Source organism: Spirosoma sp., from assembly GCF_048594605.1.
In the GTDB taxonomy this organism is placed as follows: domain Bacteria; phylum Bacteroidota; class Bacteroidia; order Cytophagales; family Spirosomataceae; genus Spirosoma.
This window is the reverse complement of sequence record NZ_JBMDWV010000127.1, coordinates 1-24509: the sequence shown is the minus strand read 5'-3', so window position 1 is coordinate 24509 and position 24509 is coordinate 1. Positions and strand designations below refer to the sequence as shown.

The 24509-nt window shown below is 47.9% G+C and carries 22 protein-coding genes and 1 pseudogene; 15 read left to right on the top strand and 8 right to left on the bottom strand.

The window, feature by feature from the left end; genetic code table 11:
• Both ACOJS8_RS08040 and ACOJS8_RS08035 read left to right on the top strand, forming a co-directional pair.
• Positions 1 to 1973 (top strand): annotated as a pseudogene (locus ACOJS8_RS08040) (SusC/RagA family TonB-linked outer membrane protein); the annotation flags it as partial.
• Between the two features lie 25 nt (positions 1974 to 1998).
• Positions 1999 to 3645: a RagB/SusD family nutrient uptake outer membrane protein gene (locus tag ACOJS8_RS08035; protein WP_420148024.1), complete on the top strand. Its 1647-nt coding sequence runs from the start codon at positions 1999 to 2001 to the stop codon at positions 3643 to 3645.
• A gap of 120 nt (positions 3646 to 3765) precedes the next feature.
• On the opposite strand, the gene trpS is transcribed toward ACOJS8_RS08035, so the two are convergent.
• The 6 genes from trpS to ACOJS8_RS08005 form a co-directional block, all read right to left on the bottom strand.
• Positions 3766 to 4743: a tryptophan--tRNA ligase gene (trpS, locus tag ACOJS8_RS08030; RefSeq protein ID WP_420148023.1), complete on the bottom strand. Its 978-nt coding sequence runs from the start codon at positions 4741 to 4743 to the stop codon at positions 3766 to 3768.
• A gap of 103 nt (positions 4744 to 4846) precedes the next feature.
• A complete protein-coding gene (locus ACOJS8_RS08025) occupies positions 4847 to 7114 on the bottom strand; it encodes an NADP-dependent malic enzyme (protein ID WP_420148022.1) in 2268 nt (755 codons plus the stop codon).
• Positions 7115 to 7188: 74 nt separating this feature from the next.
• A complete protein-coding gene (locus ACOJS8_RS08020) occupies positions 7189 to 8235 on the bottom strand; it encodes a hypothetical protein (RefSeq protein ID WP_420148021.1) in 1047 nt (348 codons plus the stop codon).
• A 101-nt stretch (positions 8236 to 8336) separates the two neighbouring features.
• Positions 8337 to 8747 (bottom strand): putative toxin-antitoxin system toxin component, PIN family, encoded by a 411-nt coding sequence (locus ACOJS8_RS08015; protein WP_420148020.1) that lies wholly within the window; start codon positions 8745 to 8747, stop codon positions 8337 to 8339.
• Positions 8744 to 8992, bottom strand: a complete 249-nt coding sequence (locus ACOJS8_RS08010; protein ID WP_420148019.1) for a hypothetical protein — start codon at positions 8990 to 8992, stop codon at positions 8744 to 8746. The genes ACOJS8_RS08015 and ACOJS8_RS08010 overlap by 4 nt, the downstream gene beginning before the upstream one ends.
• 79 nt (positions 8993 to 9071) lie before the next feature.
• Complete coding sequence (locus ACOJS8_RS08005) at positions 9072 to 9488, bottom strand: hotdog fold thioesterase (protein ID WP_420148018.1); 417 nt, start codon at positions 9486 to 9488, stop codon at positions 9072 to 9074.
• 147 nt (positions 9489 to 9635) lie between these two features.
• Between ACOJS8_RS08005 and ACOJS8_RS08000 the strand changes: the two genes are divergently transcribed.
• The 6 genes from ACOJS8_RS08000 (at position 9636) to ACOJS8_RS07975 (ending at position 15152) form a co-directional block, all read left to right on the top strand.
• Positions 9636 to 10271, top strand: coding sequence for a histidine phosphatase family protein (locus tag ACOJS8_RS08000; protein ID WP_420148017.1), 636 nt, complete (start codon positions 9636 to 9638; stop codon positions 10269 to 10271).
• Positions 10272 to 10435: 164 nt separating this feature from the next.
• The gene (locus ACOJS8_RS07995; protein WP_420148016.1) at positions 10436 to 11503 is read left to right on the top strand and encodes a sensor histidine kinase; all 1068 of its coding nucleotides are present in this window, start codon (positions 10436 to 10438) and stop codon (positions 11501 to 11503) included.
• 73 nt (positions 11504 to 11576) lie between these two features.
• A complete protein-coding gene (locus ACOJS8_RS07990; RefSeq protein ID WP_420148015.1) occupies positions 11577 to 12314 on the top strand; it encodes a LytR/AlgR family response regulator transcription factor in 738 nt (245 codons plus the stop codon).
• A 107-nt stretch (positions 12315 to 12421) separates the two neighbouring features.
• Positions 12422 to 13222, top strand: coding sequence for a DUF3298 domain-containing protein (locus tag ACOJS8_RS07985; RefSeq protein ID WP_420148014.1), 801 nt, complete (start codon positions 12422 to 12424; stop codon positions 13220 to 13222).
• Positions 13223 to 13328: 106 nt separating this feature from the next.
• Entirely contained in the window at positions 13329 to 14861 is a 1533-nt protein-coding gene (locus ACOJS8_RS07980) for a hypothetical protein (protein ID WP_420148013.1), read from the top strand.
• Positions 14862 to 14864: 3 nt separating this feature from the next.
• Entirely contained in the window at positions 14865 to 15152 is a 288-nt protein-coding gene (locus ACOJS8_RS07975) for a hypothetical protein (protein ID WP_420148012.1), read from the top strand.
• A gap of 77 nt (positions 15153 to 15229) precedes the next feature.
• Here the strand turns inward: ACOJS8_RS07975 and ald are convergent, their stop codons facing one another.
• Positions 15230 to 16366, bottom strand: a complete 1137-nt coding sequence (ald, locus tag ACOJS8_RS07970; RefSeq protein ID WP_420148011.1) for an alanine dehydrogenase — start codon at positions 16364 to 16366, stop codon at positions 15230 to 15232.
• A 174-nt stretch (positions 16367 to 16540) separates the two neighbouring features.
• On the opposite strand from ald, the gene ACOJS8_RS07965 reads away from it, so the two are divergent.
• The 7 genes from ACOJS8_RS07965 to ACOJS8_RS07935 all read left to right on the top strand — a co-directional run bounded on the left by ACOJS8_RS07965 (position 16541) and on the right by ACOJS8_RS07935 (position 24007).
• On the top strand, positions 16541 to 17002 hold the full coding sequence (locus tag ACOJS8_RS07965) for an Lrp/AsnC family transcriptional regulator (protein WP_420148010.1): 462 nt from the start codon (positions 16541 to 16543) through the stop codon (positions 17000 to 17002).
• A 105-nt stretch (positions 17003 to 17107) separates the two neighbouring features.
• Positions 17108 to 18073 (top strand): Kelch repeat-containing protein, encoded by a 966-nt coding sequence (locus ACOJS8_RS07960; protein ID WP_420148009.1) that lies wholly within the window; start codon positions 17108 to 17110, stop codon positions 18071 to 18073.
• A 66-nt stretch (positions 18074 to 18139) separates the two neighbouring features.
• Positions 18140 to 19039: a 3-keto-disaccharide hydrolase gene (locus ACOJS8_RS07955; RefSeq protein ID WP_420148008.1), complete on the top strand. Its 900-nt coding sequence runs from the start codon at positions 18140 to 18142 to the stop codon at positions 19037 to 19039.
• Between the two features lie 82 nt (positions 19040 to 19121).
• On the top strand, positions 19122 to 20279 hold the full coding sequence (locus ACOJS8_RS07950) for a DUF1624 domain-containing protein (protein WP_420148007.1): 1158 nt from the start codon (positions 19122 to 19124) through the stop codon (positions 20277 to 20279).
• 76 nt (positions 20280 to 20355) lie between these two features.
• Entirely contained in the window at positions 20356 to 20919 is a 564-nt protein-coding gene (locus ACOJS8_RS07945; protein WP_420148006.1) for a TetR/AcrR family transcriptional regulator, read from the top strand.
• A 281-nt stretch (positions 20920 to 21200) separates the two neighbouring features.
• A complete protein-coding gene (locus ACOJS8_RS07940; RefSeq protein WP_420148005.1) occupies positions 21201 to 22859 on the top strand; it encodes a carboxylesterase/lipase family protein in 1659 nt (552 codons plus the stop codon).
• Between the two features lie 161 nt (positions 22860 to 23020).
• Complete coding sequence (locus ACOJS8_RS07935; protein WP_420148004.1) at positions 23021 to 24007, top strand: FAD:protein FMN transferase; 987 nt, start codon at positions 23021 to 23023, stop codon at positions 24005 to 24007.
• Between the two features lie 182 nt (positions 24008 to 24189).
• On the opposite strand, the gene ACOJS8_RS07930 is transcribed toward ACOJS8_RS07935, so the two are convergent.
• Positions 24190 to 24509, bottom strand: a 320-nt coding sequence (locus ACOJS8_RS07930) for a hypothetical protein (RefSeq protein WP_420148003.1), incomplete at its 5' end; no start/stop codon positions are given.

Below are 24509 nucleotides of genomic sequence, written 5' to 3'. Positions count from 1 at the left end.
ATTTTTCATTGCTAACAACCGATGGTTCTATTCCGTATAACATGAACCAAACCATTGGTATTAACGCATCGAACCCATCGTATCGGCAGACTTATACACGTAACAATGACAACATTATTGACATCATTCAGAATGTAAACCTGAATTACAAGTTCCCGAAGTTCGTTGAGCTGGACGCTAAATATGGACTTAATTTCCAGACCGAAAACCGCGATCTGGAATACCTGAACCAGGCGAATAACGCAAACATCAAATATTGGCTGACGCAGGGAACCAATACGTTCATTACGAACAGCTACAATAGCACAAACTTCAATAGTGCCAATACGGGGGATCTGACCAAGTACGCAAACAGCAAAATGTTCCAGAACTTTCTGGCGACGGCAACGGCTGTTTTTGATTTCAAAGAAGACTTTGCGTCGCGGCTTCCTATCCGGTCGGTGACCCAGTTTGCCTTCGATTACCGGAACAGCAAAAACAAGGAATACATCAGCGCAGCCATTGGTTTACCGGCCGCTTACTCGCCTTATAATGCAGCGAACACTACGTCCTGGCGTGTTTATCGCGATTATACTGAGCCGTTCATTACGTATGGCTACTTAATTAATCAGCGTTTCGAGTATGGCGATTGGTTAGGAATTTCGGGGGGCTTCCGCAGCGATTTCTCGTCGGCATTTGGCCAGGGGTCTAAGCCGTTCACGTTCCCTCGGGGTGATGCGTATCTGCGCTTATCGGCCATGAAGTTCTGGCAGGATGGTGGTGTGAATGCATTTTTGCCTGAGTTGAAATTGCGGGCCGCCTATGGGCAAGCGGGTATTCAGCCCAAACCGTTTGACCGTTACGTTACCATCACGCCAACAACTGTGGGCAATACAACGGCTTTCTATTATGCCAACGGACAAAGTAACCCGGCTCTGGGCGTAGAAGTATCGCAGGAAACGGAATTAGGTGCCGACATGGTGTTCAGCCTGCTGAAAGGATCTAGCTGGTTAAATGCAATTGCGTTATCCGCTACGTATTGGGATCGGAAAACGAAAGACGCCATCTATTCGGTTGACGTAGCACCTTCCATCGGCTTAGGTACCTTGATTGACAACGCCTTCACCTTAGGGTCGAGTGGGCTACAGGCGTCGTTAAGTTCGACGGTTTATAATGGCTCAGATTTTAAATGGAATACGACAATCAACTTCGGTAAGCAAAGCTCTAAAATCATTTCGGTTCGGGGGGATGCGCCGGTAGTCGTTACGTCCAATGCCGGTAGCACCAACTACGTATTAAAGGCAGGTGAAAAAATTGGTCAGCTGTATGGTTACAAATTGTTGCACAGCGTTAATGAGCGTGATCCGAACGGAAACTTCTTTATTCCAGAGGCCAGTCAGGAAGCCTACACTGTAGCCAGCAACGGTATTGTCGTTAGCAAAGCGACCAAGCAGCCTTACTTTACAGCCGATAAATTCAGTTTTGGTGATCCGAACCCGAAATTCAATATGTCGTTCATCAACGATCTGACGTATAAGAACTTCCTGACGTTTAATGTTCAGTTTGACTGGGTAAATGGTAGCCACCTGTATAATCAGACGAAAGAATGGATGTATCGCGATGGTATCCACGCTGACTACGCAAACCCGATCACGATTGATGGACAAACGGGTGCCTGGACAGCTTTCTATCGGGGTATTTATGCACAGCGTACGGCAAACGGTACGAAAGATTACTTCTACGAAGATGCTTCGTTCCTGCGTTTGCGGAACATTTCGGTTGGCCTCGACTTTGGCAAGCTTTTCAGAATTCCGGCGGTTAAGCGACTTCAGCTTGTGCTGTCGGGGCGGAATCTCTGGACGCTCACCAAATACACAGGTTTTGATCCGGAAATCAGCTCAGGTACGTCGAACTCGGCCTGGGATAGAGGAACCGACCACAGCACGATGCCCAACTTTAAGTCCTATCAGGCTGCTTTAAATATCGGATTCTAAGAAGCCATCTAAAAAAAACGATCGTATGAATAAGTTAAAAATATATGCATTAACGCTGGTTTTTTCGGGATTTATGGCGTCCTGCAAGGAGCAACTGGACGTTCAGAATCCGAACCAGCCTTCTTCGCCTGCGCTAAAAACAGAGTCTGGTTTGATCTCGTTTGGCGAAGGTTTCTACATTACTGGTTTCAAGGATGTAAAATACTACGATGGCGTTCCGGGCTATTTCTGGTCGGGGGCTATTGGTAATCACGAACTGATGGGCGACGTCATCGGAACGGATATTGCCAACGTCTTTATCAACCAGATTGGCGCTCCGGATCAGGTGACGCTCGACGACGGTACGGTGCTGATAAACCCAAACTCGCCCAACAAACAGGTTGATTTCCTGCGTATTACGGCGAACGTTAACTCGACGGGTTTTCAGAATTCAACGTATTACGAGTGGGCCTACATGTACAACCTGAACAATGCGGCCAACACGCTTCTGACTAACATTGATGCCACTACGTTTACGGGTGAAGCGGAGACGAAAAAGGGTGTACTGAAGGCATGGGCTTATTGGTGGAAAGGCTACGCCTACTCGCGAATTGGCTCGATATACTACGCGGGAATTATTAATGACAAGGCCAACGGTGAAATGCTGAACGGTACGAACGGTAACTACGTAACCAAAGAAGCCATCATTGCAGAAGCCAACAAAAACTTCGATTTAGCCGCTCAGGCTCTGTCGGGCCTGACAGCCAGCGTTGATTACACGGCAACGATGCAGGGGCTGATTCCAAATTTTAACCGGGTTGGTAAAGGGGGTGTGTTAACGCCAGCGATGTGGCAACGTAACATTAGTACGATGAAAGCCCGGAATCTGCTGGTTAATACGCGGGTTAGTGCTATGACAGCCGCTCAGTGGGCCGAAATCCTGACATTAACCAACGCTGGTATTCAGGCTTCTGATTTTGTATTCACAGGTCGTTCAAATGCATCCGCTGATTTCCTGTCGCCAACAACCGGGACTGTATCCGGAAAAACAACGGGTTCGAATAATACATATAAAATTTCGGAACGACTGATTCAGGATTTCAAAGCGGGCGACCTTCGGTTTACGAACAACTTCAGACAGCGGGCATCGGCTTACATTGGCGAAACATCGCGTGGAAATGCGTTTTTCACGCGCTACGATTTAGTCAATCGCGGTGCTGCCGGCTCGGAAGGAAGTTCGTCCGTCATTACGTATTCAAATACGAATGCGGGTGGATATGAGTTGTACTTAGCCAGTTCGTACGAAGAAAATCAGTTGATGAAGGCCGAGGCTTTGATTTACACCGGAAAAATTGAAGAGGGTCTTGCACTGATCGATGAAGTTCGTAAAGCGCAGGGGGCTGGTTTGGCGGCCGTTGCCGGAACTGGCCTGACGCTGGATGCGGCTAAAGAAGAGTTGCGTCGGGAAAGGCGCGTTGGTTTGTTGTTCCGCGCGCTGGCGTTCTATGATGCTCGCCGTTGGGGCTTGCTGGAAACGGGCCGGAAAGGCGCTGTTGCGTTGAGCCGAACGGGCGTTGTCAGCAGAAACGCAACCATTACGTATGGCTTTTTAGATTATTGGGACGTACCTGATAACGAAATTGCCTACAATCCACCAGCCAGCGGTAGTGCTCCAACAAAGAATCCAAAATAACCTTATTGACGTTTATTGATTATAGATAATTCTAATAATAGTCTAATAGTAAGCTAAATAGCAACTCCCGGTACGTAGCACATAGCTGTCGATACCGGGAGTTATTTTATGAATAGCTATCTAGTTAAATCCTAATTTTTCGCGAACACGCGCCATGGTACGTCCGGCAATGGCTCTGGCTTTTTCTTCGCCAGCCTGGAGTTTAGCTTCCAGCGCATCGTTGTTCGTTATGTAGTAATTATAACGTTCGCGCTCAGTAGCAAATTTTTCCAGAAGGAGTTCATAAAACGCTCTCTTGGCCATGCCATAGCCATAGTTACCGCCTTCGTACAGGCTACGCATCTCAGCGATCTGCACATCCGACGCCAGCAACGAATACAACTGGAACGTAATGTCCGTATCTGGGTTCTTGGGCTCTTCGAGGGGCGTTGAATCCGATTTGATTTTCTTAACTACCTTCCAAAGCTCATTTTCGGGTAGGAAAATGTCGATATAATTGTTGTAGGACTTACTCATTTTGGCACCGTCGATTCCCGGAATCGTCATCAGCCGGTCGTCGATACGTGCTTCGGGCAGTACAAAGACATCTTCATCATACTGCCGGTTGAACGCACTGGCAATATCGCGGGTCATTTCGATGTGTTGCCGCTGATCTTTCCCAACCGGAATAATTTCAGCGTCATAGAGCAGAATGTCAGCCGCCTGCAAAACCGGATAGACAAACAGACCCGTATTCACCGGCCCGCTGGAACGATCCGACTTTTCTTTAAACGACGTGGCATTATTCAGCATCGGTATGGGCGTAAAGCAGCTCAGATGCCAGGCCAGCTCGGTATGCTCCGCCACCCGCGACTGCCGCCAGAACGTATTCTTTTCTGTATCCAGGCCAAACGCTAACCACGTAGCGGCTACTGCCCGCGTAAATTCCCGGCGTGTTGGACCGTCTTTGATTGTGGTGAGAGAGTGAAGATCTGCAATAAACAGAAATGACTCATTTTTAGGTTGTTTTGACAAATCAATAGCAGGCTTGATGGCGCCCAGAATATTGCCTAAATGCGGACGGCCGCTAGATTGAATACCGGTTAAGATTCGTGACATTTTTTGAGTTGTAAAGTTGTCGAGCCATAGCGTTATAAAGTTGCAATTCTCTTTCGAGCCGGCGCAAAAACTTTATAACGCTATGACTTTATAACTGTAAAACTTATTTTCCTTGTGCTTCAACGACCGCAATGGCAACCATGTTAACAATTTCGCGTTCGGAGGAGCCTAACTGCAACACGTAGACGGGCTTGCGAATACCCAGCAGAATCGGACCGATTGCGTCAAAACCAGCGGCTTCCCGCATCAGGTTATACGCAATATTAGCCGCCGACAGGTTCGGAAAAATGAGCGTATTGGCACCTTCGCCAACTAACTTACTGAACGGATGATTTTCCTGAAGCAGTTCCGTATCGAAAGCCAGGTGCGCCTGAATTTCACCGTCGACAATCATGTCAGGGTGCTTCTGCTGAAGAATTTCAACGGCACGGTTCATTTTTCCGGCATCTTCGCCCTGTGCACTGCCAAAGTTAGAATAGGTAACCAGCGCAATACGTGGTTTGACGTTAAAACGCTCAACCGTTTGCGCCGTCAGTTCCGTTATCTCGACGATTTCTTCCGCAGTTGGATTGAAGTTGACGGTGGTATCCGAGAAAAACAGCGGCCCGCGTTTGGTTAGCAGAATGTACATACCCGCCACTTTTTTTACGCCGGTTGCTTTCCCAATAATTTGCAGAGCAGGACGTATCGTGTCGGGGTAGCTGCGACTTAAGCCCGAAATCAGCGCATCTGCTTCGCCTGTTTCGACCATCATGGCACCGAAGTAGTTTCGGACATTCATGGCTTTGCGGGCTTCGGACAACGTAACGCCTTTGCGTTTACGCTTCTCGAAATACAAATCGCCGAAACGATTCAACATAGTTTCCTGCTCAGCTGAACGCGGGTCCAGAATCGGAACATGGGCTAAATCGAGATTGTTTTCCTGAATCAACTGTTGAATTTTTGCCGCTTCGCCCAGTAAAATAGGATAAGCAATTCCTTCGTCGCGAACCTGTTGAGCAGCTTTCAACACTTTCAGATTTTCGGCATCAGCAAACACGACTCGTTTGGGATTCGCTTTGGCTTTGGTCAGAATAACCCGCGAAATCTGGTTATCCTGGCCCAGTCGCCGGGCTAATTGTTGCTCATAGGCATCCCAATCCGTAATCGGTTGACGCGCCACGCCAGCGTCCATGGCCGCTTTGGCAACGGCGGGTGCTACTGTGCTCAATAAGCGCGGATCTACAGGTTTGGGCAGAATATACGTCCGGCCGAAAATCATATTCGATTCGCCGTATGCCAGATTTACGAGATCAGGCACTGGTTTTTTTGCCAGCTCTGCCAGCGCATACGTAGCGGCCAGCTTCATGGATTCGTTGATTTCAGTGGCTCGTACATCTAATGCACCCCGAAAAATGTACGGAAATCCCAGTACGTTATTCACCTGGTTCGGGTAATCGGAGCGACCCGTGGCCATGATGATATCGGTTCGGGCGGCCATCGCTTCATCGTAACTGATTTCAGGATTCGGATTTGCCATCGCAAACACAATGGCATCTTTGGCCATCGAACGTATCAGATCCTGACTAACGATGTTTCCTTTTGATAAACCGATGAATACGTCGGCTCCGGCAAAGGCATCGGCCAGCGATGTAATGGGGCGGGACGTAGCAAAGGGACGCATCATCTCGTTCAAATCAGTACGATCCGTCGTCAGAGGGCCGTTCACGTCGAACATCACCATGTTTTCCCGTCTGGCCCCCAGTGCTACGTACTGGCGAGCGCACGAAATGGCGGCTGCACCGGCGCCTAAAATGACAAACTGTGCCGTTTCGATGGATTTATGTACCAGTTCGAGCGCGTTGAGAAGGGCCGCTCCGCTCACGATGGCTGTGCCATGCTGATCGTCGTGCATGACCGGAATGTTCATTTCGCGTTTGAGCCGTTCCTCAATCTCGAAACACTCCGGGGCTTTTATATCTTCCAGGTTAACACCGCCAAACGTCGGTTCAAGTATCTTGACCGTACGGACAAACTCGTCAATATTCTTCGTATTCAGCTCGATATCAAATACGTCGATGTCGGAATAAATCTTGAACAGCAGGCCTTTACCTTCCATGACGGGCTTACTGGCTAATGCGCCAATGTCGCCCAGTCCCAGAACCGCCGTACCGTTACTGATAACGGCGACGAGGTTGCCTTTGGTTGTGTATTTAAAGGCGTCGTCGGGATTGGCTTCGATAGCCAGGCAAGGCTCCGCTACGCCCGGCGAATACGCTAGAGAAAGGTCGCGCTGCGTACTGTATTCCTTTGAGGGAATAACTTCAAGCTTGCCCGGACGTCCCTTTGCATGGTAGTCCAGCGCGTCTTCGCGCCGTATTTTCTGGATCATACGAGTGTTGTTGATGATTTTTTATCTCAACGATTGGGGCGCAAAGGTACAGAAAAAGTAAGCGGAGGAACGTATTAATCTGGCCGCAAAACCTTGTGCTGATCTATATAAATCCATACGGCCCAGCAAACCAGGAAAAGAAAACCCAGCAGAACAGTACGTAAGGTAGGATTTGTATGTACCGACTCATAAACAGGTCGGGACGTAGTGAGATGTACCCCGTTACCTTGTTCCAGGCCAAAAACCAGAATGTGTTTGTAATCGCTGAACTTATCGCCGAACGTCAATGGCTCGGTTTTTGCTAGTTTTTTGCGGTAGTCGCTGGCCCGAATCAGCAACGTAATGGGTTGCTGGTGCTGAATTTGCCACCTTAGCGTATCCAGTCGACTTTGGTAACTTTTACGACTTACATAAAAGGTAAAGTCAGGGTAAGAACGTAATGAAATGTCAACGCCACGAAGCATACCTTTAGGACGCACATCCCGAACCTGACTCACTACGTCCGTTATTGATGTAAGCTGAGCTGGCTGGTTATTGACAGGGTTATGTGCCAGATAAGCGAAGGCAATGTTAGCCGCTATCAGTAACGCCAGTCCGCCAATCAGCCAGCGAGCTCTGTTACGTTCCGTCAAGGTAAGAACCTTCTGGAACGGGACAGGCTTACCGTATTGCGTAAAATGCTCTTTAAGCAGGTCGTACTGATCGAACTCGTTGGATTTGAGAGTGAAGTAATCGCCTTTCAGATAAACGGTTAGCACGTTGAACGTATCATTACGGTCGTTATCCTGTCGCTCGTTATGGGCCAGAATCGAGTCGTAGCGAAACGACTTCGCTTTTTGCGCGAGTTTTTTGATGAAAAAGCGGTTATCGTCAAGCTGAACCTGAGTTGTCTGGCTGGCGTAGTCCAAAAACAGGCTTATCCAGATGAAGCATAGACAGGTGAAGAAAATGGGTGCTACGCTCAAATCAGGATATGCTTGTCCGGACGTAGCGGCCATCACAAAGCAAAAAACAACGAACGCAAACATCAGTACCAAAAACCAGAGCAGATACAGCCGTTTCGTTCTGACGCGGAACGTTTCTACTTGCTGAATTACCATCGCTCGGTCGTTGTTTTTCATAATAGAACGTAGTACCTGCTATTACCCACCAATCACGGCAATCGTAAGCCGACTGACGCATACGATCTTATCGCGTTCGTCGGTGATGCGGATGTTCTCAATTAACTAGTTAAAATGCGACGAAACTCAGCCAAACTAATCACATTAACTTTGGGGAAGTCAATGTCTGCCAGTACATCAAAGTGTCGATCTTCGGTCACTAAATAATCTGCACCGGCAGCTATGGCACAGTCAGAAAACTTATTATCGTCAGGGTCAACGGTGATGAACCACCAGAAAAAAGAGACATTTACCTGCTCAATAAATGGTGAGTTAACAAGTGCTTCGAGTATGCTGTCAGTTAGGTCGCGACGACGAAACCCCCAGTTAATGATCTCTTCATATTCCTCTAAAATCTCCGTTGTAACGCACAGCGTAAACTGCCCAGAGAAAATAGCTTGATATAACCAATGAGAGGTTGATTTTGGTGAAATTGAACTAAGGAGTTGATTCGTGTCGATGACAACTTTCATGACTGCCCATTTCCTTTCTGCCGCGCTTTATATTTCGTTCGCAGGTGCGTTTGTCGCCATTCGAGCATTTTTTCTTCTGTGAATGCTTCCTGCTCCCAGACTTCATCGGCTAGTTTGGCAGCTTTCTGCGCAAAATAGTTGGATAATAACACTTTGATTGCCTTCAAATCTTCCTCGGGAACCTCACGGGAAAATACCTTCAATAACTCTAGCTGAAGATTAGAAAGGGGAGGGTTAGATTGCATAACAGCATGATTAACAAGTAAACAAAGTTAATTAAATCGGGCTGTATTCGCCAGTGTGCTAACATTTGTGCAACTGCCATTACCCACCAATCACGGCAATCGTAAGTCGACTGACGCATACGATCTTATCGCGTTCGTCGGTGATGCGGATATCCCAGACGTGCGTCGTACGGCCAATATGAATCGGTGTACAGCGGCCATACACCCAGCCCTCGCGCACGGAACGAATGTGGTTGGCGTTGATTTCGAGGCCTACAGCCCGTTGCTTGCTCGGATCATCCAGCAGCATATAAGACGCTACGCTGCCCAGCGTTTCGGCTAAAACCACAGAAGCTCCTCCATGCAGAATACCGAAGGGCTGCTGAGTGCGCTTATCGACCGGCATTCGGGCAACGAGATACCCTTCACCTGCTTCAACGAATTCAATGCCAATGTGTTTCCCCAAGGACTCGTTGTGAATAAAATCGAGAGCATTCAGATCAAAGCCAGCTTTCATAATTTGATAGAGAAATCGTTCAGATTGATTAAGTTACTAACGCCAGGTCAGAAGCATAAACTCGACGCGTTAGCTAGACAAATACCGCGTTTTTTGCGTAATTTTGCGTTTTAATTTTAAAAAAATACAACCGATAACGCATTACGCTTGAGACAAAAAACTATTTATCTGATTCGCCACGGCGAAACCGACTACAACCGGCGGGGCGTAGTGCAGGGTAGCGGAGTTGATTCGGACCTTAACGAAATGGGAAGGGCGCAGGCAATGGCTTTCTTTCATGCGTATCAGCACGTACCATTCAACAAAATTTACATTTCGGGACTTAAACGGACGTATCAAACTGTTGAATCGTTTATTGATCTGGGCATACCTTACGAAAAACTAACCGGGCTGAACGAGATCAGCTGGGGCGTTATGGAAGGAAAGGCGCCTGGTAATTTAGACAATGAGTATTACCGGGCGCTGATAGAAGCCTGGGCATCCGGCAATACGGCTATGACAACCGATGGTGGAGAAAGCCCTGATCAGGTAGCAGCCCGCCAGAAAATAGCGATTGATGTCATCCTCTCTCATGCTGACGAAGAGATTGTGCTGGTAGCGATGCATGGACGTGCCATGCGGATTCTGCTCTGCTGGCTTACAGGCGTGTCTCTTTCCGTTATGGACCAGTTTGAACACAGTAATCTCTGCCTGTACAAACTCCGGTATGACTACGATACGCAACAATTCGCTATAGAATTGACCAACGATACGGCTCATTTACTATCACTGGCAATAGCTTAAAAAGGGGAGGAGAGGACGAAAAGTAGACTAATTTTCTTCTCCCTTTCCTCCCTCTTCCTATCCTCCCTTCCGCCTTTTCTTCCTTTGATGTAGTATCCTGACTTTTTGCCTGATAATCCTGTATATTCGTTTATGATCGAGTGATAGGGCGTAGTGTAATGGAAATGTCGAAGCAGAAAATATATTGGTTTTGTCAGCTTTTTGGCTGGTCGCTCCTGATTCTGGTGGAGTATCTGGCTTATGTGCTGGAATCTGGCTTCGATCCTGACGCGCTTTATTTAGCCATTGCCAATATCTTTCTTGGCATTACGTTGACGCACCTTTATCGGCTGATGATTCGACGCTGGAACTGGGTGCGACTTCCGTTTTTCACATTAGCCCCGCGCGTTTTACTATCCGTTTTTGTGTTGGCGCTAATCATGACGCTGGTCAATATTCCCATCGACCGGCGCTTATTTCCACAGTATTTTATTGAAGAGCCCTGGCCAACTATTGGGTATCTGATCAGCTGGGGAAAAACAATGCTTACCTGGGTGCTTAGCTACACAACGTATCACTACGTTGAGGAAAACCGGAACGCTGAAATTGAACGTATCCTGCTGAAAACCAGCATTCGCGAAACGGAAGCCAAGGTTTTACGCTCGCAGTTGAATCCGCACTTTGTTTTTAACGCACTCAACAGCATTCGGGCGTTGGTGTATGAGAATCCTACCAATGCGCAACAAGGGATCACGCAACTCTCAAACCTGCTTCGGAACTCTCTGCTGGCCGATCGACGCAAAACCGTTGAGTTGCGCGAAGAAATTAAAACGGTAGAGGATTATCTGGCCTTGGAAAAAGTCCGCTACGAAGACCGGCTCACCTCTCATATCGAACTCGACAGCCGGACTCTTTTCTGGCAGGTGCCTCCGATGATGCTCCAGACGTTAGTCGAAAATGCGATCAAGCACGGGGTTTCGACGGCTGTTGGCGGGGGATTCGTTGAGGTTAAATCAAGTATTGTTACTGATAAACTACACATTATAATACGCAATACGGGTGTTTTAGGTAACAAAGAAGCGTCTGGGGGATTTGGACTGGCTAACACCGCTCAACGTCTTGAACTGCTTTACGGACCGGAAGCTCAGTTTCAAATTTTTCAGGAAGATGATAACATTGTTTGTGCCGATATTACCATTCCTGCTCAGTCGGAGGGTATATTCCGGCGAGAAAAAGTGAAGAGTGTAGAATGAAGTGCAAGGAATACAAACCGTCCTGGGCTCCCAATCTATTCTTCATTTGGTATTTTCCATTTTTCATTCCTATATGAAAACCCTTATTGTTGACGACGAACGCTTAGCCCGCAACGAACTGCGTCGGCTGCTTGAAAACTTTCCGAAAATTCAGATTATAGGTGAAGCGGCCAGCGCCAATGAAGCGCTGCCCATGATTGAAGAGCTGGAGCCAGATCTGTTGTTTCTGGATATTCAGATGCCTGGCAAGAACGGCTTCGAACTGTTGCAGTCGATTGAAGGCAAAACACCGGAAGTTATTTTTACAACGGCTTTCGATGAATACGCCATCAAAGCCTTTGAGTTTAATGCCCTCGATTACCTGCTCAAACCCGTTGAACTAGCCCGCTTATCCGAAGCCATCCATCGGGTCGAAGAAGAACAGCACATTCCTGAAGCGTCGGGCAACGTAGCGTCGGGAGGATCTACGAAAATTCTGGGCGAAAATGATCAGGTTTTTGTGAAGGATGGAGAGAAATGCTGGTTTGTTAAGCTAGGTAAAGTGCGGCTATTTGAATCGATGGGTAACTACGTCCGGCTTTATTTTGACGATCAGAAGCCACTGGTCCTGAAATCGCTAAATGCGCTCGAGGATCGGCTGAATCCGGCTACGTTTTTCCGGGCGAATCGAAAGCATATTATCAATCTGCAATGGATTGAAAAAATTGAACCCTGGTTCAGTGGTGGTTTGCTGGTCACGCTACGTGGGGGCGATAAAATTGAAATTAGCCGCCGACAGGCTATTCGATTCAAAGATTTGCTAAGTTTGTGATAGGCAGAGTGATTGTTACGCTGGTAATGATCACTCTTTCTTCTTTTTTAATCACAACCTGTTAAGGCAATGAATTCCGGCGACCAAACGGACGTTGCTATCTCTTCATGAAGTATTTTGTTATCGTTCTGATCAGCATCCTGATTGGGGTGTTTTCTGCTTGCCGTACTACTCCGTCTGGACCACCTTCTCTAGAGCGTAAACAATATACCTTTACTGGATCGAATCGCTGTGACACAACCACCAATACGGGTGTGAACGTATCAGTTTCGTATTTCCTGTTGAAGGCAGATACCGAAGGAGCGCGCAAAATTGGTGACAGTCTGCGGATTTTAACGGCGAATAGTATTGTGAACTGGCTCGATAGTGCAACGGTAGCTGCTCATCCAGACACGCGGACGGACCTGACCAAAGCAGCTAACCTATTCGCAACCGACTATGAATCAATGCGGAAGGACATGGGTAATCTGGGAGGGTGCTGGGAGTTGAAAACCACGGCTGATACGCTTTATACCAATCCTAAAACGTTGACTGTAAAGTTCGAAACCTACGCTTATACCGGCGGAGCGCATCCAAACACGAACCTGTCGTACTATACGTTTGATCGGGAAACCGGACGATTACTTACCTTAGGCGATATCATAACGGACACGACGAACCTGGTGAGCATGGTTGAAAAAGCGTTTCGGAAGCAGCAGGCGATACAACCCAATACGAATCTTGAAGAAGAAGGCTATTTTCTGCGGGATGGACAATTTTTCCTTCCGGCTAATGTAGGAATGAGCCAGGAAGGCTTGGTTTTTTACTATAATCCTTACGAAATCGCTGCTTATGTAGTTGGCCCCATTCAGGTGACGGTTCCGTACACACAATTGAACACTCTTCTTAATAAGGAAGTAATTGACTAATACTTGTCGCGAATCTAATCAGACAGATGTGAATCAGTACATTTCATTACTTTCGTGAACTTTTGACGTGCTTGTGGATACCCTTCAATAAGCCGTTTTATACCGCATGAGATCAAAATGGATTGTTCCGGTTGCCGTAAGCAGCCTGTTTCTTCTCCTGTTTTTCTGGTTCAAAATCGTCCGTTTTCAGGGATTATACTATACGTTTAATGATATGTATATTTTCCTGCAGCAGTCATATAGCTGGATGGATGGACGGCCGTTGCTTTATGAAAATATCTGGGGCTACGACGACCGTATTCATAACAATTATGCCATGCTTTTATGGGGGCCGCTGATTTACGTACTTGGGGCGTACGGAGCATTCGCGGTGCAAACGGGCCTCTCGATACTAAGTTACGCAGTCGTGCTACGTCATATCAGCCGTCGGATGAAAAGCTGGGCTGTATGGATGATTCTTGTGGTTTTGTTGATAGGACCGGTCTGGTTCTGGTTTAATGACCATCCGGGCATTGGCTGGCATCCTGAATTAACGTATCTGCCACTTTCCATCCTGTTCGTATGGGCTTTGCTTACGTACCAGACAGTCTGGTTTTGGGTGACGGCTGTGCTGATTGTGGCCGTGAAAGAAGATGGCGCTTTGTTCGCCGGATGCACTCATCTGGCCGTTCTGAGCATACAGTATCTGGTAAGCGACCGAAAACGATCGATCGTTAGCATCCTGACTCAACCCAGGTTCTGGGTAACGGCTGGGACCTGGGCTGCCGTCTTTATTGCTGGAATGGCTTTTTTATCCTACAAAAACCACTCATCCGAGCCAGAACCGCGCCTTCAGCAAGCGCTGAATGCCATTGCAACGGGTTTACACGATGGCGTTTTTATTCGTAAAAACCTGAAATTATTGTTGCAGACATTTCTGCTTCTGCTACCCTCCATTGGTTTCCTGTTGTATGGTTTATACCGCATCAACTGGCGCCAGGCCGGAAGTATATTACTCGTTTATAGTGTGGCACAAGCGGCTTTGTTGCTGTCCAACTGGGTGCAGGGCGCTACCTACTACGGTACCAACGCTCTTTTTGAGTTGGTCTCTGTAACCTGGCCACCCCGGTTTGTGCTAATGTACGCTTTCTCCGTCACGTATAGCCTGACCGTCTGGTCGCTGTTTGGTGCTGGCGAACAACCCAATCAAAACTGGCGGACATTATTAACAGGGACGCTACTGGTGTTTATGCAATTGCCTATTGTGCACTACGTTCGGCCTGACTTCCAGTTGGTTTCCATAGCGCGTAATCTGCTCCAACATCGTTTTGACCCATTCAAAGAGCCCTTACTTCCTCAGTCTGACGTAGCGGTTATTGAAAAAATTACTCAGCTGATACCGAAGCATTCCAACGTGTTTGTCTTTGATTTTCTGATTCCATTTTTTCACAAACATTACAACATCTGGCCAACCGGGAATCAATGGGAGAACGCCGATTTGGCCATCATCCCGAAAAATGATATTCATAAACTCGGCGAACGGTTGCCGCGTGTTATGAAGCAGCCCTACCGATCCATTCCGTTGAATACGTACACCATTTTTGTAACGCCCGCTTACGAACGCTACGTAGTGAAGGCCTTATCTGCTAAACCCGAATAGAAAATGACCATAGATCAGTTTGAAGCGACGCTTACGCAAGCAAATCCACCTGCCGATCTGAACCCCATCCTGCAGGGACTTTGGTATGATGCCAGGGGGAATTGGGAACAAGCGCATAACATCGCACAAAGTCGCGAAGGAACGCAGCGTTATGACCGGCTTCATGCCTATCTGCACCGGAAAGAAGGGGATCGATTCAATGCAAATTATTGGTACAGAAGAGCGAATGCGACCTTTTTTAATGGGTCTTTGGAAGAAGAGTGGCAGGAGTTAGTGCAGCAAAATTTGTAACGTATTCGTTCCGGGTGCAGAAAAAAGGGCCGCACTCCGAAGAATGCAGCCCGCGTCTGTCGATGAATGGGTAATATTTATAGAACCTCTTCCTCTTCGGATACCAATACGGTACTCACATCGGTTAGAGGCAGGCTAAACGCATCGGCAACGCCTTTATAAACGACTTTGCCATTGACAACATTCAGCCCCAGTTTAAGATCAGCGTTATCACGACATGCCTGCTGCCAGCCTTTATTCGCTAGTTGCAAAGCATAAGGAAGCGTCGCATTGGTAAGCGCAACGGTACTGGTATAAGGTACAGCTCCCGGCATATTCGCAACGCAGTAATGCACTACGTCGTCAATAATGTAGGTCGGATTTTCGTGAGTTGTGGGGTGGCAAGTTTCAATGCAGCCGCCCTGATCAACCGCTACGTCGACAAGTACCGTACCAGAGCGCATCATCTTTAACATTTCACGCGTAATCAAATGAGGAGCTTTCGCTCCCGGAATCAGCACGGCTCCAACGATCAGATCACAGACCTTGATCATCTCGCGAATATTATATTCGTTCGACATCATCGTCTGCACGTTTGGAGGCATAATGTCCGACAGGTACCGTAAGCGAGGCAGGCTAACATCCATTATCGTTACGTGTGCGCCCAACCCAGCCGCCATTTTAGCCGCTTGTGTTCCCACAATACCACCGCCAAGGATCAGTACGTTAGCGGGTTTTACCCCGGGTACACCACCGAGCAGAATGCCACGACCTTTCAGTGGTTTTTCGAGGTATTTAGCCCCCTCCTGAACTGCCATCCGGCCGGCTACTTCCGACATAGGCACCAATAATGGCAAACTACGATCGGGACGCTCAACCGTTTCGTACGCTAAACAAACCGCGCCTTTGGCCAGCATTGTTCTCGTCAGTTCTTCGGACGAGGCAAAGTGGAAATACGTAAACAGTAATTGATTTTCCTTGATCAGGTCATATTCAGCCGCGATTGGCTCCTTAACCTTCATGACCATCTCGGCAATGGCGTATACATCCTCAATGGTTGGCAGCATGATAGCCCCAGCCGCAATGTATTCTTCATCCTCAAAGCCGCTGCCTTCGCCCGCATTGACCTGTACATATACGACATGGCCATGCTTGCGAAGTTCTGTTACGCCAGCAGGCGTTAAGGCGACGCGGTTCTCGTTATTTTTTATCTCTTTAGGAACACCAATAACCATAGTGGTCAGCGTGGGTTTGAAGATTGCTGTTTAGTACTACAAAGGTACATTGAGGCTATTTTGTTTTCTAATACATGGCTTTTGTTTGGGAAATGTGCGTATGAATTAGCTGATTTGCCGGAAATTTTTCTGATAGATAGCCGTATACGAACAGAACGCCGTAAAAATTCCGCTATGGAGCTTATTGATACTACTGATCGCAAGATTCTGAACATACTGCAGCAGAACGCCCGTCTGACTATTCAGGAGATCGGCAAGCAGATTAATCTGTCGAAAACGCCCGTGCATGAACGGATCAGGCGACTCGAACGTGAAGGCGTCATCGATCGATACGTAACGATCCTGGATAAAAAAAAACTGGGCAATCTGCTGATGATTTATTGCCAGGTAACGCTTGATCGGCAGACGCGCGATTCATTTACCGCCTTTGAAACCGATGTACGCGAACTGCCCGAAGTGCTGGAGTGTAGTCGTGTATCGGGTACGTTCGATTACTTGCTGAAAATCGTCAGTCGGGACATGGACACCTACAATCATTTTTATCAGGAACGGCTTTCGGTCATTCCCGGTACGTTGCACATCAGCAGCTTTTTTGTGATGGCCGAAGTGAAAAATTCGACGGTAGTGCCGGTATAAAAAAAGGTAGGCAGCAGGTATATCGATTAAACAGGATTTTAACGTAGTATCGCATAAATTTAAAAGGGAGATACGCCTTCCACTTATTCCTTTCTACTGACCTTTATGAAGTTACAATTGATAAGCTGTTTAGCTTTTGTTGGAAGTGGTTTTTGGGCTCAGGGTCAATCCTGGCAACCCGTTACGACACAAAATACCTGCGCTACTCGTCACGAAAACGCGGCTACGCTGATCGGCGACAGTTTGTATGCCGTGGGAGGACGGGGAATGCGGCCTCTGGAAGCCCTCAACCTGAAAACATTAATCTGGAAGCAGCATCCGGAACCTCCGGTTGAGATGAATCATTTTCAGGCAATAACCTACAACGGTGAGCTGTATGTTATGGGCGCTTTTCAGGGAAAATACCCGCATGAAACGCCAATTCCCAATATCTACATTTATAATCCGACAAAAGGAGCCTGGCGTGTGGGACCTGAAATTCCAAAGGATCGGCTTCGGGGATCGGCGGGCGTAGTGGTCTACAACAATAAAATTTACATGGCCTGTGGCATTATTGATGGACATTACGATGGGCACGTAGCGTGGCTGGATGAATACGACCCGAAAACAAATACCTGGAAAAAATTAGCGGATGCGCCCCGTACGCGCGATCACATCACCGCTGCGGTTGTCGATGATAAGCTGTATCTGGCTGGTGGACGCAACTCGACCGCACGTATCAATAAAGTATTGGAGACAACCATTGCCGAAGTGGATATGTATGACTTCAAAACCGGTAAGTGGACTACGTTGCCCGCTACGTCGAACATACCAACCCAACGGGCAGGAGCAACAGCCGTAACCCAGGGCGGTAAAGTCTGGATCATTGGGGGAGAAACCACGCAACTAAAAGCACATAACGAAGCCGAAGCGCTCGACCCCAAAACCAATAAATGGGCGTCTGGCCCGACGATGCAGCAGGGGCGTCACGGTACGCAGGCCGTGGTTTACGACGGAAAGATTTACATCGTGGCTGGTTCTGCCAATCATGGAGGTGGTCCGGAACTAAACACAGTAGAAGTGATGAAGTAGGCCTAGGCCACAACGTGGCGTGAGCCTCCAGTCACCGTTACATTTAGTCAAATAACCCCACCTTTTATGCAAACACTACGTTATATCGCTCTCTTTTTTTGTGTTTCAATTTCGGCCGCAACTGCACAAAAAGCGGCTCAGCAAGAGGAGTGGACCAGCATCTTCAACGGAAAGGACCTGAGCGGCTGGGACATAAAAATTGCAGGATTACCGCTGAACGACAATTACAAAAATACGTTTCGGGTCGAAAACGGCATGTTACGTGTCATGTACGATCAGTACAAAACCTTCGACGGCAAGTACGGGCACATCTATTATAAAAAGCCGTATTCGTATTACAGAGTGCGGTTTAAATATCGATTTCTGGGTAACCAGACGCCCGGTGGCGATGCCTGGAACGTACGGAACAGCGGTATTATGCTTCACTCGCAGTCGGCCAAAAGTTTATCGCTTGGTCAAACATTTCCCGTATCGCTGGAAATGCAATTACTGGGTGGGCTAGGGCAGGGGCCACGTCATACGGGTAATCTGTGTACACCCGGTACACAAATGTACATGGATGGTAAACTTCATCCTGAGCATTGTACGGACTCCGACTCGAAAACCTACGATGGCGACCGATGGATAATGGCCGAAGCTATTGTATTGGGCGACTCCATTGTGCACCACCTTATTGAAGGCGATACGGTATTGACCTACGAGCGCCCTCAGGTCGGTGGCGGTTTCGTCAGCAAAGATAGTGACTGGAACGCAGGGCATTTTAGTCCGGAAGCCGCCAAGTTCTGGACTGATCGGGCCAATACGCCGTTGGGCGAAGGGTATATTGCGCTTCAGGCTGAAAGTCACCCAATTGATTTTAAGGAAATTGAGATATTGGATCTGAAAGGGTGCACCGATCCCAAAGCGCTGAATTACAAATCGTACTACGTAAAATCAGATAATACACAATGTCGGTATAAAAAGTAACGTAGCGTTTTTTGTCATTTCGATGGCAGGAGAAAGGACAAACGCATTCATTAACCATTCAGGTTATCAACCTTTTTTCGATATGAAACGGGTAGTGTCCATCGACGTAACACGTGGATTAGTGATGATAATCATGGCATTGGATCACGTTCGGGATCTGTTGCATACGTCTGCGTTGACTCAGAATCCGGCTGATCTGACGACCACAACCCCCGCTATCTTTCTGACCCGCTGGGTTACGCATTTGTGCGCCCCTACGTTTGTATTCCTGTCAGGAACATCAGCTTATTTGTCGCTTCGGAAACGTAACGACGAGTCGGCCCGGCGGTTTCTGTTGAAGCGTGGCGTTGTGCTGGTCCTGCTTGAACTGACCATCATCAATTTCGCTTTCTGGTTCGATTTGCACTTTCACTCCCTGATGCTGCAGGTGATTTATGCCATTGGCGGAGGACTGATTATGCTATCGTTTCTGGCGAAACTACCTGTCAAAACGGTTGGTGCGATTGGACTTGGAATTGTGTTCCTGCATAACATTCTGCAAATCGTGCCGACGTTTACGAATCCGGCCGCTCGACTTGCCTGGTCGTTGTTTTTTCGGACAGATTTTTTTTCGTTCGGCCCTTCATTCGCGTTGCTGGTTGGTTATCCCCTGATTCCCTGGCTGGGTATCATGCTGGTCGGATACGCTTTTGGGCAGTTGATGACGCAACCGATTGAACAGCGAAAGCCGCTCCTGCTACGTATTGGGCTGGGGTCGCTGACTTTGTTTGTGCTGCTACGTTTTCTGAACGTATATGGCGATCCGGCGCCCTGGTCAACCCAGAAAGATGGTCTGTTTACGTTTCTCTCGTTTATTAACGTAACAAAATACCCTCCCTCGCTCCAGTACGATTTGCTTTTACTCGGGCTTATGTTTCTGATTCTGTCAGCGACCGACGGCGTCAGTAACGCTTTTACGAGATGGCTGACGGTATACGGTAAAGTGCCTATGTTTTATTACGTCCTGCATTGGTATCTTGTCCACTTGTCGATGATTGGCATGAGTTTGCTTCAGGGCTATTCCCTGGCCGATATTCCGTCTGGTCCTTTAAATTTTGGCCGCCCTGCTGGCGCGGGTATTTCACTGGAACTCGTGTACGTCGTCTGGATTAGCCTGGTTCTGGTGCTGTATCCACTCTGCAAATGGTATGGGCGTTATAAAGCGGCTCATCCTGAAATCGGACTGCTTCGTTACGTGTGAGGTTCTACGTAAAAAAAGAACAGTTTGGTTAACTATTTGGCCTGTGTATGCTTATTAGGCTAAATAGTGTGCGTACATGAAAGAACGTATTATCGCTGCAGCCCGACAACTGTTCAATCACCTGGGCGTGAAAACCGTCAGGCTGGACGATATTGCCCAGCACTTGGGCATCTCCAAGAAGACCGTTTATCAGTATTTCGATAGCAAGGAAGAACTGGTAAGATTGATGCTGGAAGACCAGTTGAATGAAAACTTACGGGAAGCCGATGCCATTAACAAACAAGGAGCCAACCCGATCGTTGGGGCGTTTCAGATCTGGAACCGACTGAACCACTACCGCCAGACGGTTAACCCTAATTTATTGCGGGATATTGAGCGGCATTACCCAACAGTCTGGGGGTTATTTCAGGCGTTTCGAGCCGAGTATATCAATACAATCCTGGTTGCCAATCTTCGTGAGGGTATTGATCAGGGGCTATATCGGCCTGATCTGGACGAAACCATTATTGCCTGGCTGTGGGCTGATCAAAGCCAGCGCGATACGCCTTACGACAACTCCGACGTAGCCATCAAACATCATTTTATACGCGGCTTACTGACTCCGAAAGGGATGAATGCCTACGAAGTTAGTGAGCTGTAGAAATCATGATTCGCGAAAAAGCAGCGTAGCAAAGCAATCTTGGGCGAGTTGTAGGAGCCAGAGCCTCAAATGTTGCTTGTCAGTTTTTTTTCTCCGTGGGCTTCAATACGTTATCGAAACCAATAAATGACTCGGTATAAAATCTTTATCGTGAAATAATTGAACCGATTATAGTAAAAACACCACCTTGCCACTTTTGCTAATAGGCTCGTTCGTTGAACGTTATCAGAATCGCCAACAACAGCCAGGACTTTTCTTAAACCATTAATAGCGATCAGTGGATGAAAGCGTCAAGACGTAATTTTTTGCAGTCATTGGGAGTAGGGGTGGCTGGTTTGGGCGTATCGCAGCCTTCCATAGCATCAGGCGTACAGCCGCCTAAAGTAGCAAAGCCAGCGGGCGACGAGCAAATTTTGTTTGTGGGCGACAACGTAGCCATTGCTAACACAGAGTACGGTAAGGTGAGAGGATTTATTCTGCGGGGAATTCATCAGTTTCTGGGCATACCCTACGGAGCCGATACGTCGGGGAAAAACCGGTTTATGCCTCCACAAAAACCAACGCCCTGGACCGATATACGCCCGACGCTGTGGTGGGGAAACTCGGCTCCGCAAATCATGGAAAAACGGTACGCTAATCCATACGCATCGTTCGTTGACCACTGGAATTACGATGATGTATCGGAAGACTGCCTGAAACTAAACGTATGGACGCCCGCCCTGGATTCGCAAAAACGGCCGGTGGTTGTCTGGCTGCATGGGGGTGGGTTTGTCAACGGAAACGGAATTGAACAGGACGGTTATCATGGCGAAAATCTGTCGCGTTTCGGTAATGTCGTTTTCTGCTCGCTCAATCATCGGCTCGGATCGCTGGGGTATACCGACCTAAAAGCAGCTGACGGACCTGAGGCTTCGGGCAACGTAGGCAATCTGGACATGGTGGCGGCTCTCGAATGGGTGAAGAACAACATCACTAACTTCGGTGGCGATCCAAATAACGTAACGATTATTGGTCAGTCGGGTGGGGGTGCCAAGGTTACTACACTCATGAATATGCCTTCTGCGAAAGGCTTATTTCATAAAGCGGTGGCGCTGAGCGGCAGCTCACTGGCGGGAGTTAATAAGGACTATGCCGAAAAATTGGGGCTGAAGGTGATGGAAGAGGCTGGTCTGAAGCCGGGGGAAATCGACAAACTCCAGCAGATTCCCTGGCGGCAATACATCGATATCGCGAACCGCGCCGTTGAAAAAATGGCTGACGAAGCCAAACGACTTAATATTCAGCGAGGAGGTTACTCGCCCGTAGCCGATGGTACGTACCTGAACGATAAATCGTTTTTCAGCGATCCGAATCACTTTTCGGCCAGCATTCCACTAATGATCTGCTCCACATTCCACGAGCAAAACCCAAGCCGGACCGATGCCGCTCTGGAAAAAATTACGCTGGCTGAAGTAAAAGAAAAGATAAAACCTCGTTTCGGTGATAAGTCGGGCGATATTGTTGAGGCTTACGCCAGAAACTTCCCGAAAGCACGTCCTATCGAGATTTGGGCCCTAATCGTTTCTAACCGTAAGAATGCCGTGGCGGCCGCCGATGCAAAAGTATCGCAGCAAAAAGCGCCGGTCTACGTAGCGTGGTTTGGCTGGCAGCCCCCTTTGTTTGATGGCCGCATGCGGGCTTTTCACTGCGACGACATTTGCTTCTGGTTTTACAACACGGATCTAATGCTGACGCACACAGGTGGGGGTAAGCGGCCCCGGGCGTTATCGGAAAAGATGGCCGGTTCGTTTATCAACTTTGTAAAAACGGGTAATCCGAACGGGGGCGGTTTGCCAACCTGGAAGCCCTACACGACTCAAAACGGGGAAACCATGATTCTGGATGATGCGCCCGCATTGACCAACGACCCCGACCGCGAGGCCCGAAAAGCGCTGGTATAATTCACTACGTATCCTATACTGTTGCGATAATTAGTCAAAGTCACTACGTCGTTAGCGCTAACGACGTAGTGACTTTTTCGTTGTTGGTCAAAACCGGCTATTTCTTCGTTTTTTATCGGCCGAGACGTAATACCAGCTGGATACTTACGACTTTTGTGGCCATGAAAAACATACTCGTTCTGTTGCTGATCGGGCTAAGTTTTGGAGCTTCAGCGCAGGTGTTGCGAAAGCGGGCGGTTAAGCTGATGGGCAGTCGATTCGATATTACAATCGTGGCGCAGGATTCTCTAACCGCCGAACGTAGCATAGATGCAGTAATCGCCGAAGTAGACCGTATCGAAAACCTGATATCCGACTGGCGGCCGAAAACCCAAATCTCGCGGGTCAACCAGAACGCGGGCATAGCGCCGGTTCGTGTCGATTCTGAAGTATTTGCCCTGACAGAACGGGCGTTACGTCTCTCAAAAATTACTGATGGCGCGTTCGATATCAGCTTTGCCGCAATGGAACGTATCTGGAAATTCGACGGGTCGATGATGCAGATGCCGAATCCCGAAGCCATTAAAAAATCGGTTGAAAAAGTTGGCTATCAGAATATTATCCTGGATCGGGCCAAGTCGACGATTTTCCTGAAAAAGAAAGGGATGAAAATTGGATTCGGTGCGCTGGGCGAAGGATATGCCGCCGACCGCTGTCGGGATATGATGCTGGCGCGGGGCATCAAAGCCGGTATTGTCAACGGCTCTGGCGACATGAGCACCTGGGGCAGACAACCAGACGGAAACCCCTGGACCATTGGCATTACTAATCCGCTACGTAGCGATACAATTTTCGCCATTTTGCCACTACGTTACCCGGCCGTTGTTACGTCGGGCAGTTACGAAAAATTTGTAGTCTTTAACGGCAAACGATACGCCCACATTATTAATCCCAAAACGGGCTATCCGGCCACGGGCATCAGCAGCGTAACCGTTTTTGGCCCCAGCGCCGAAACCGCTAACGGATTCAGTACGTCGATTATGGTGCTTGGTAAAGAAGCCGGACTAAAGCTGCTCGGGCAGTATCCCGATTATCAGTACATTCTGATTACCGACGACGGCCAGATTGTTTCGTCGCCGGATCTGGGAATGAAGCAGCAGAGGCTGTAGCCAATTGTGTAAAATGCTATGTAGCGCTGATTGTTTTGCCGCACACGTTCTAGTTTCACTATTTCTTTGGTATCAGGTTTTCCGACTCCTGAAGGCCAGAAATCAACCTATCCTAACCAGAATCTAACTGATCCTGAACCTTGCTCATATAAGCCGGTTTGTAGACGTCATTAATGGTAGACTTATTTTCCAAAGTAAAGCTGAAAACCAATTTCAGCTAGGAGAAACTTAGATTCGATCCTATTGTTTTCAACAATTACATCCCATACTGCACTACTTGTATTATCATAGCGAAAAGAAGGGGTTTGATCCTGACTAATATTGTAGCTTAAGTCGATATTGAAAGCAATCTGTTGGTTAATAAAATAAGCTAAGCCTATACTAGGTGCTACTGCCGTTGAATGGGTAGTCGTAAATAAATCAGGAACAGGTAAAATTGAACGAGTGAACTTATACGTTTTATAAAGATAACTATAGGAGCCACCCAGATAGGGTCTTAAAC

Excerpts from the sequence above, each read along its gene's own strand:
- ACOJS8_RS08025 (WP_420148022.1), bottom strand. The coding sequence starts at position 7,114 with ATGATCCAGAAAATACGGCGCGAAGACGCGCTGGACTACCATGCAAAG.
- ACOJS8_RS07950 (WP_420148007.1), top strand. The coding sequence starts at position 19,122 with ATGAAACGGGTAGTGTCCATCGACGTAACACGTGGATTAGTGATGATA.
- ACOJS8_RS07995 (WP_420148016.1), top strand. The coding sequence starts at position 10,436 with ATGTCGAAGCAGAAAATATATTGGTTTTGTCAGCTTTTTGGCTGGTCG.
- ACOJS8_RS07975 (WP_420148012.1), top strand. The coding sequence starts at position 14,865 with ATGACCATAGATCAGTTTGAAGCGACGCTTACGCAAGCAAATCCACCT.
- ACOJS8_RS08015 (WP_420148020.1), bottom strand. The coding sequence starts at position 8,747 with ATGAAAGTTGTCATCGACACGAATCAACTCCTTAGTTCAATTTCACCA.
- ACOJS8_RS07965 (WP_420148010.1), top strand. The coding sequence starts at position 16,541 with ATGGAGCTTATTGATACTACTGATCGCAAGATTCTGAACATACTGCAG.
- ACOJS8_RS07960 (WP_420148009.1), top strand. The coding sequence starts at position 17,108 with ATGAAGTTACAATTGATAAGCTGTTTAGCTTTTGTTGGAAGTGGTTTT.
- ACOJS8_RS08005 (WP_420148018.1), bottom strand. The coding sequence starts at position 9,488 with ATGAAAGCTGGCTTTGATCTGAATGCTCTCGATTTTATTCACAACGAG.
- ACOJS8_RS07940 (WP_420148005.1), top strand. The coding sequence starts at position 21,201 with ATGAAAGCGTCAAGACGTAATTTTTTGCAGTCATTGGGAGTAGGGGTG.
- ACOJS8_RS08020 (WP_420148021.1), bottom strand. The coding sequence starts at position 8,235 with ATGAAAAACAACGACCGAGCGATGGTAATTCAGCAAGTAGAAACGTTC.
- ACOJS8_RS07980 (WP_420148013.1), top strand. The coding sequence starts at position 13,329 with ATGAGATCAAAATGGATTGTTCCGGTTGCCGTAAGCAGCCTGTTTCTT.
- ACOJS8_RS07990 (WP_420148015.1), top strand. The coding sequence starts at position 11,577 with ATGAAAACCCTTATTGTTGACGACGAACGCTTAGCCCGCAACGAACTG.
- ACOJS8_RS07955 (WP_420148008.1), top strand. The coding sequence starts at position 18,140 with ATGCAAACACTACGTTATATCGCTCTCTTTTTTTGTGTTTCAATTTCG.
- ACOJS8_RS08010 (WP_420148019.1), bottom strand. The coding sequence starts at position 8,992 with ATGCAATCTAACCCTCCCCTTTCTAATCTTCAGCTAGAGTTATTGAAG.
- ald (WP_420148011.1), bottom strand. The coding sequence starts at position 16,366 with ATGGTTATTGGTGTTCCTAAAGAGATAAAAAATAACGAGAACCGCGTC.
- ACOJS8_RS07985 (WP_420148014.1), top strand. The coding sequence starts at position 12,422 with ATGAAGTATTTTGTTATCGTTCTGATCAGCATCCTGATTGGGGTGTTT.
- ACOJS8_RS08035 (WP_420148024.1), top strand. The coding sequence starts at position 1,999 with ATGAATAAGTTAAAAATATATGCATTAACGCTGGTTTTTTCGGGATTT.
- trpS (WP_420148023.1), bottom strand. The coding sequence starts at position 4,743 with ATGTCACGAATCTTAACCGGTATTCAATCTAGCGGCCGTCCGCATTTA.
- ACOJS8_RS07935 (WP_420148004.1), top strand. The coding sequence starts at position 23,021 with ATGAAAAACATACTCGTTCTGTTGCTGATCGGGCTAAGTTTTGGAGCT.
- ACOJS8_RS07945 (WP_420148006.1), top strand. The coding sequence starts at position 20,356 with ATGAAAGAACGTATTATCGCTGCAGCCCGACAACTGTTCAATCACCTG.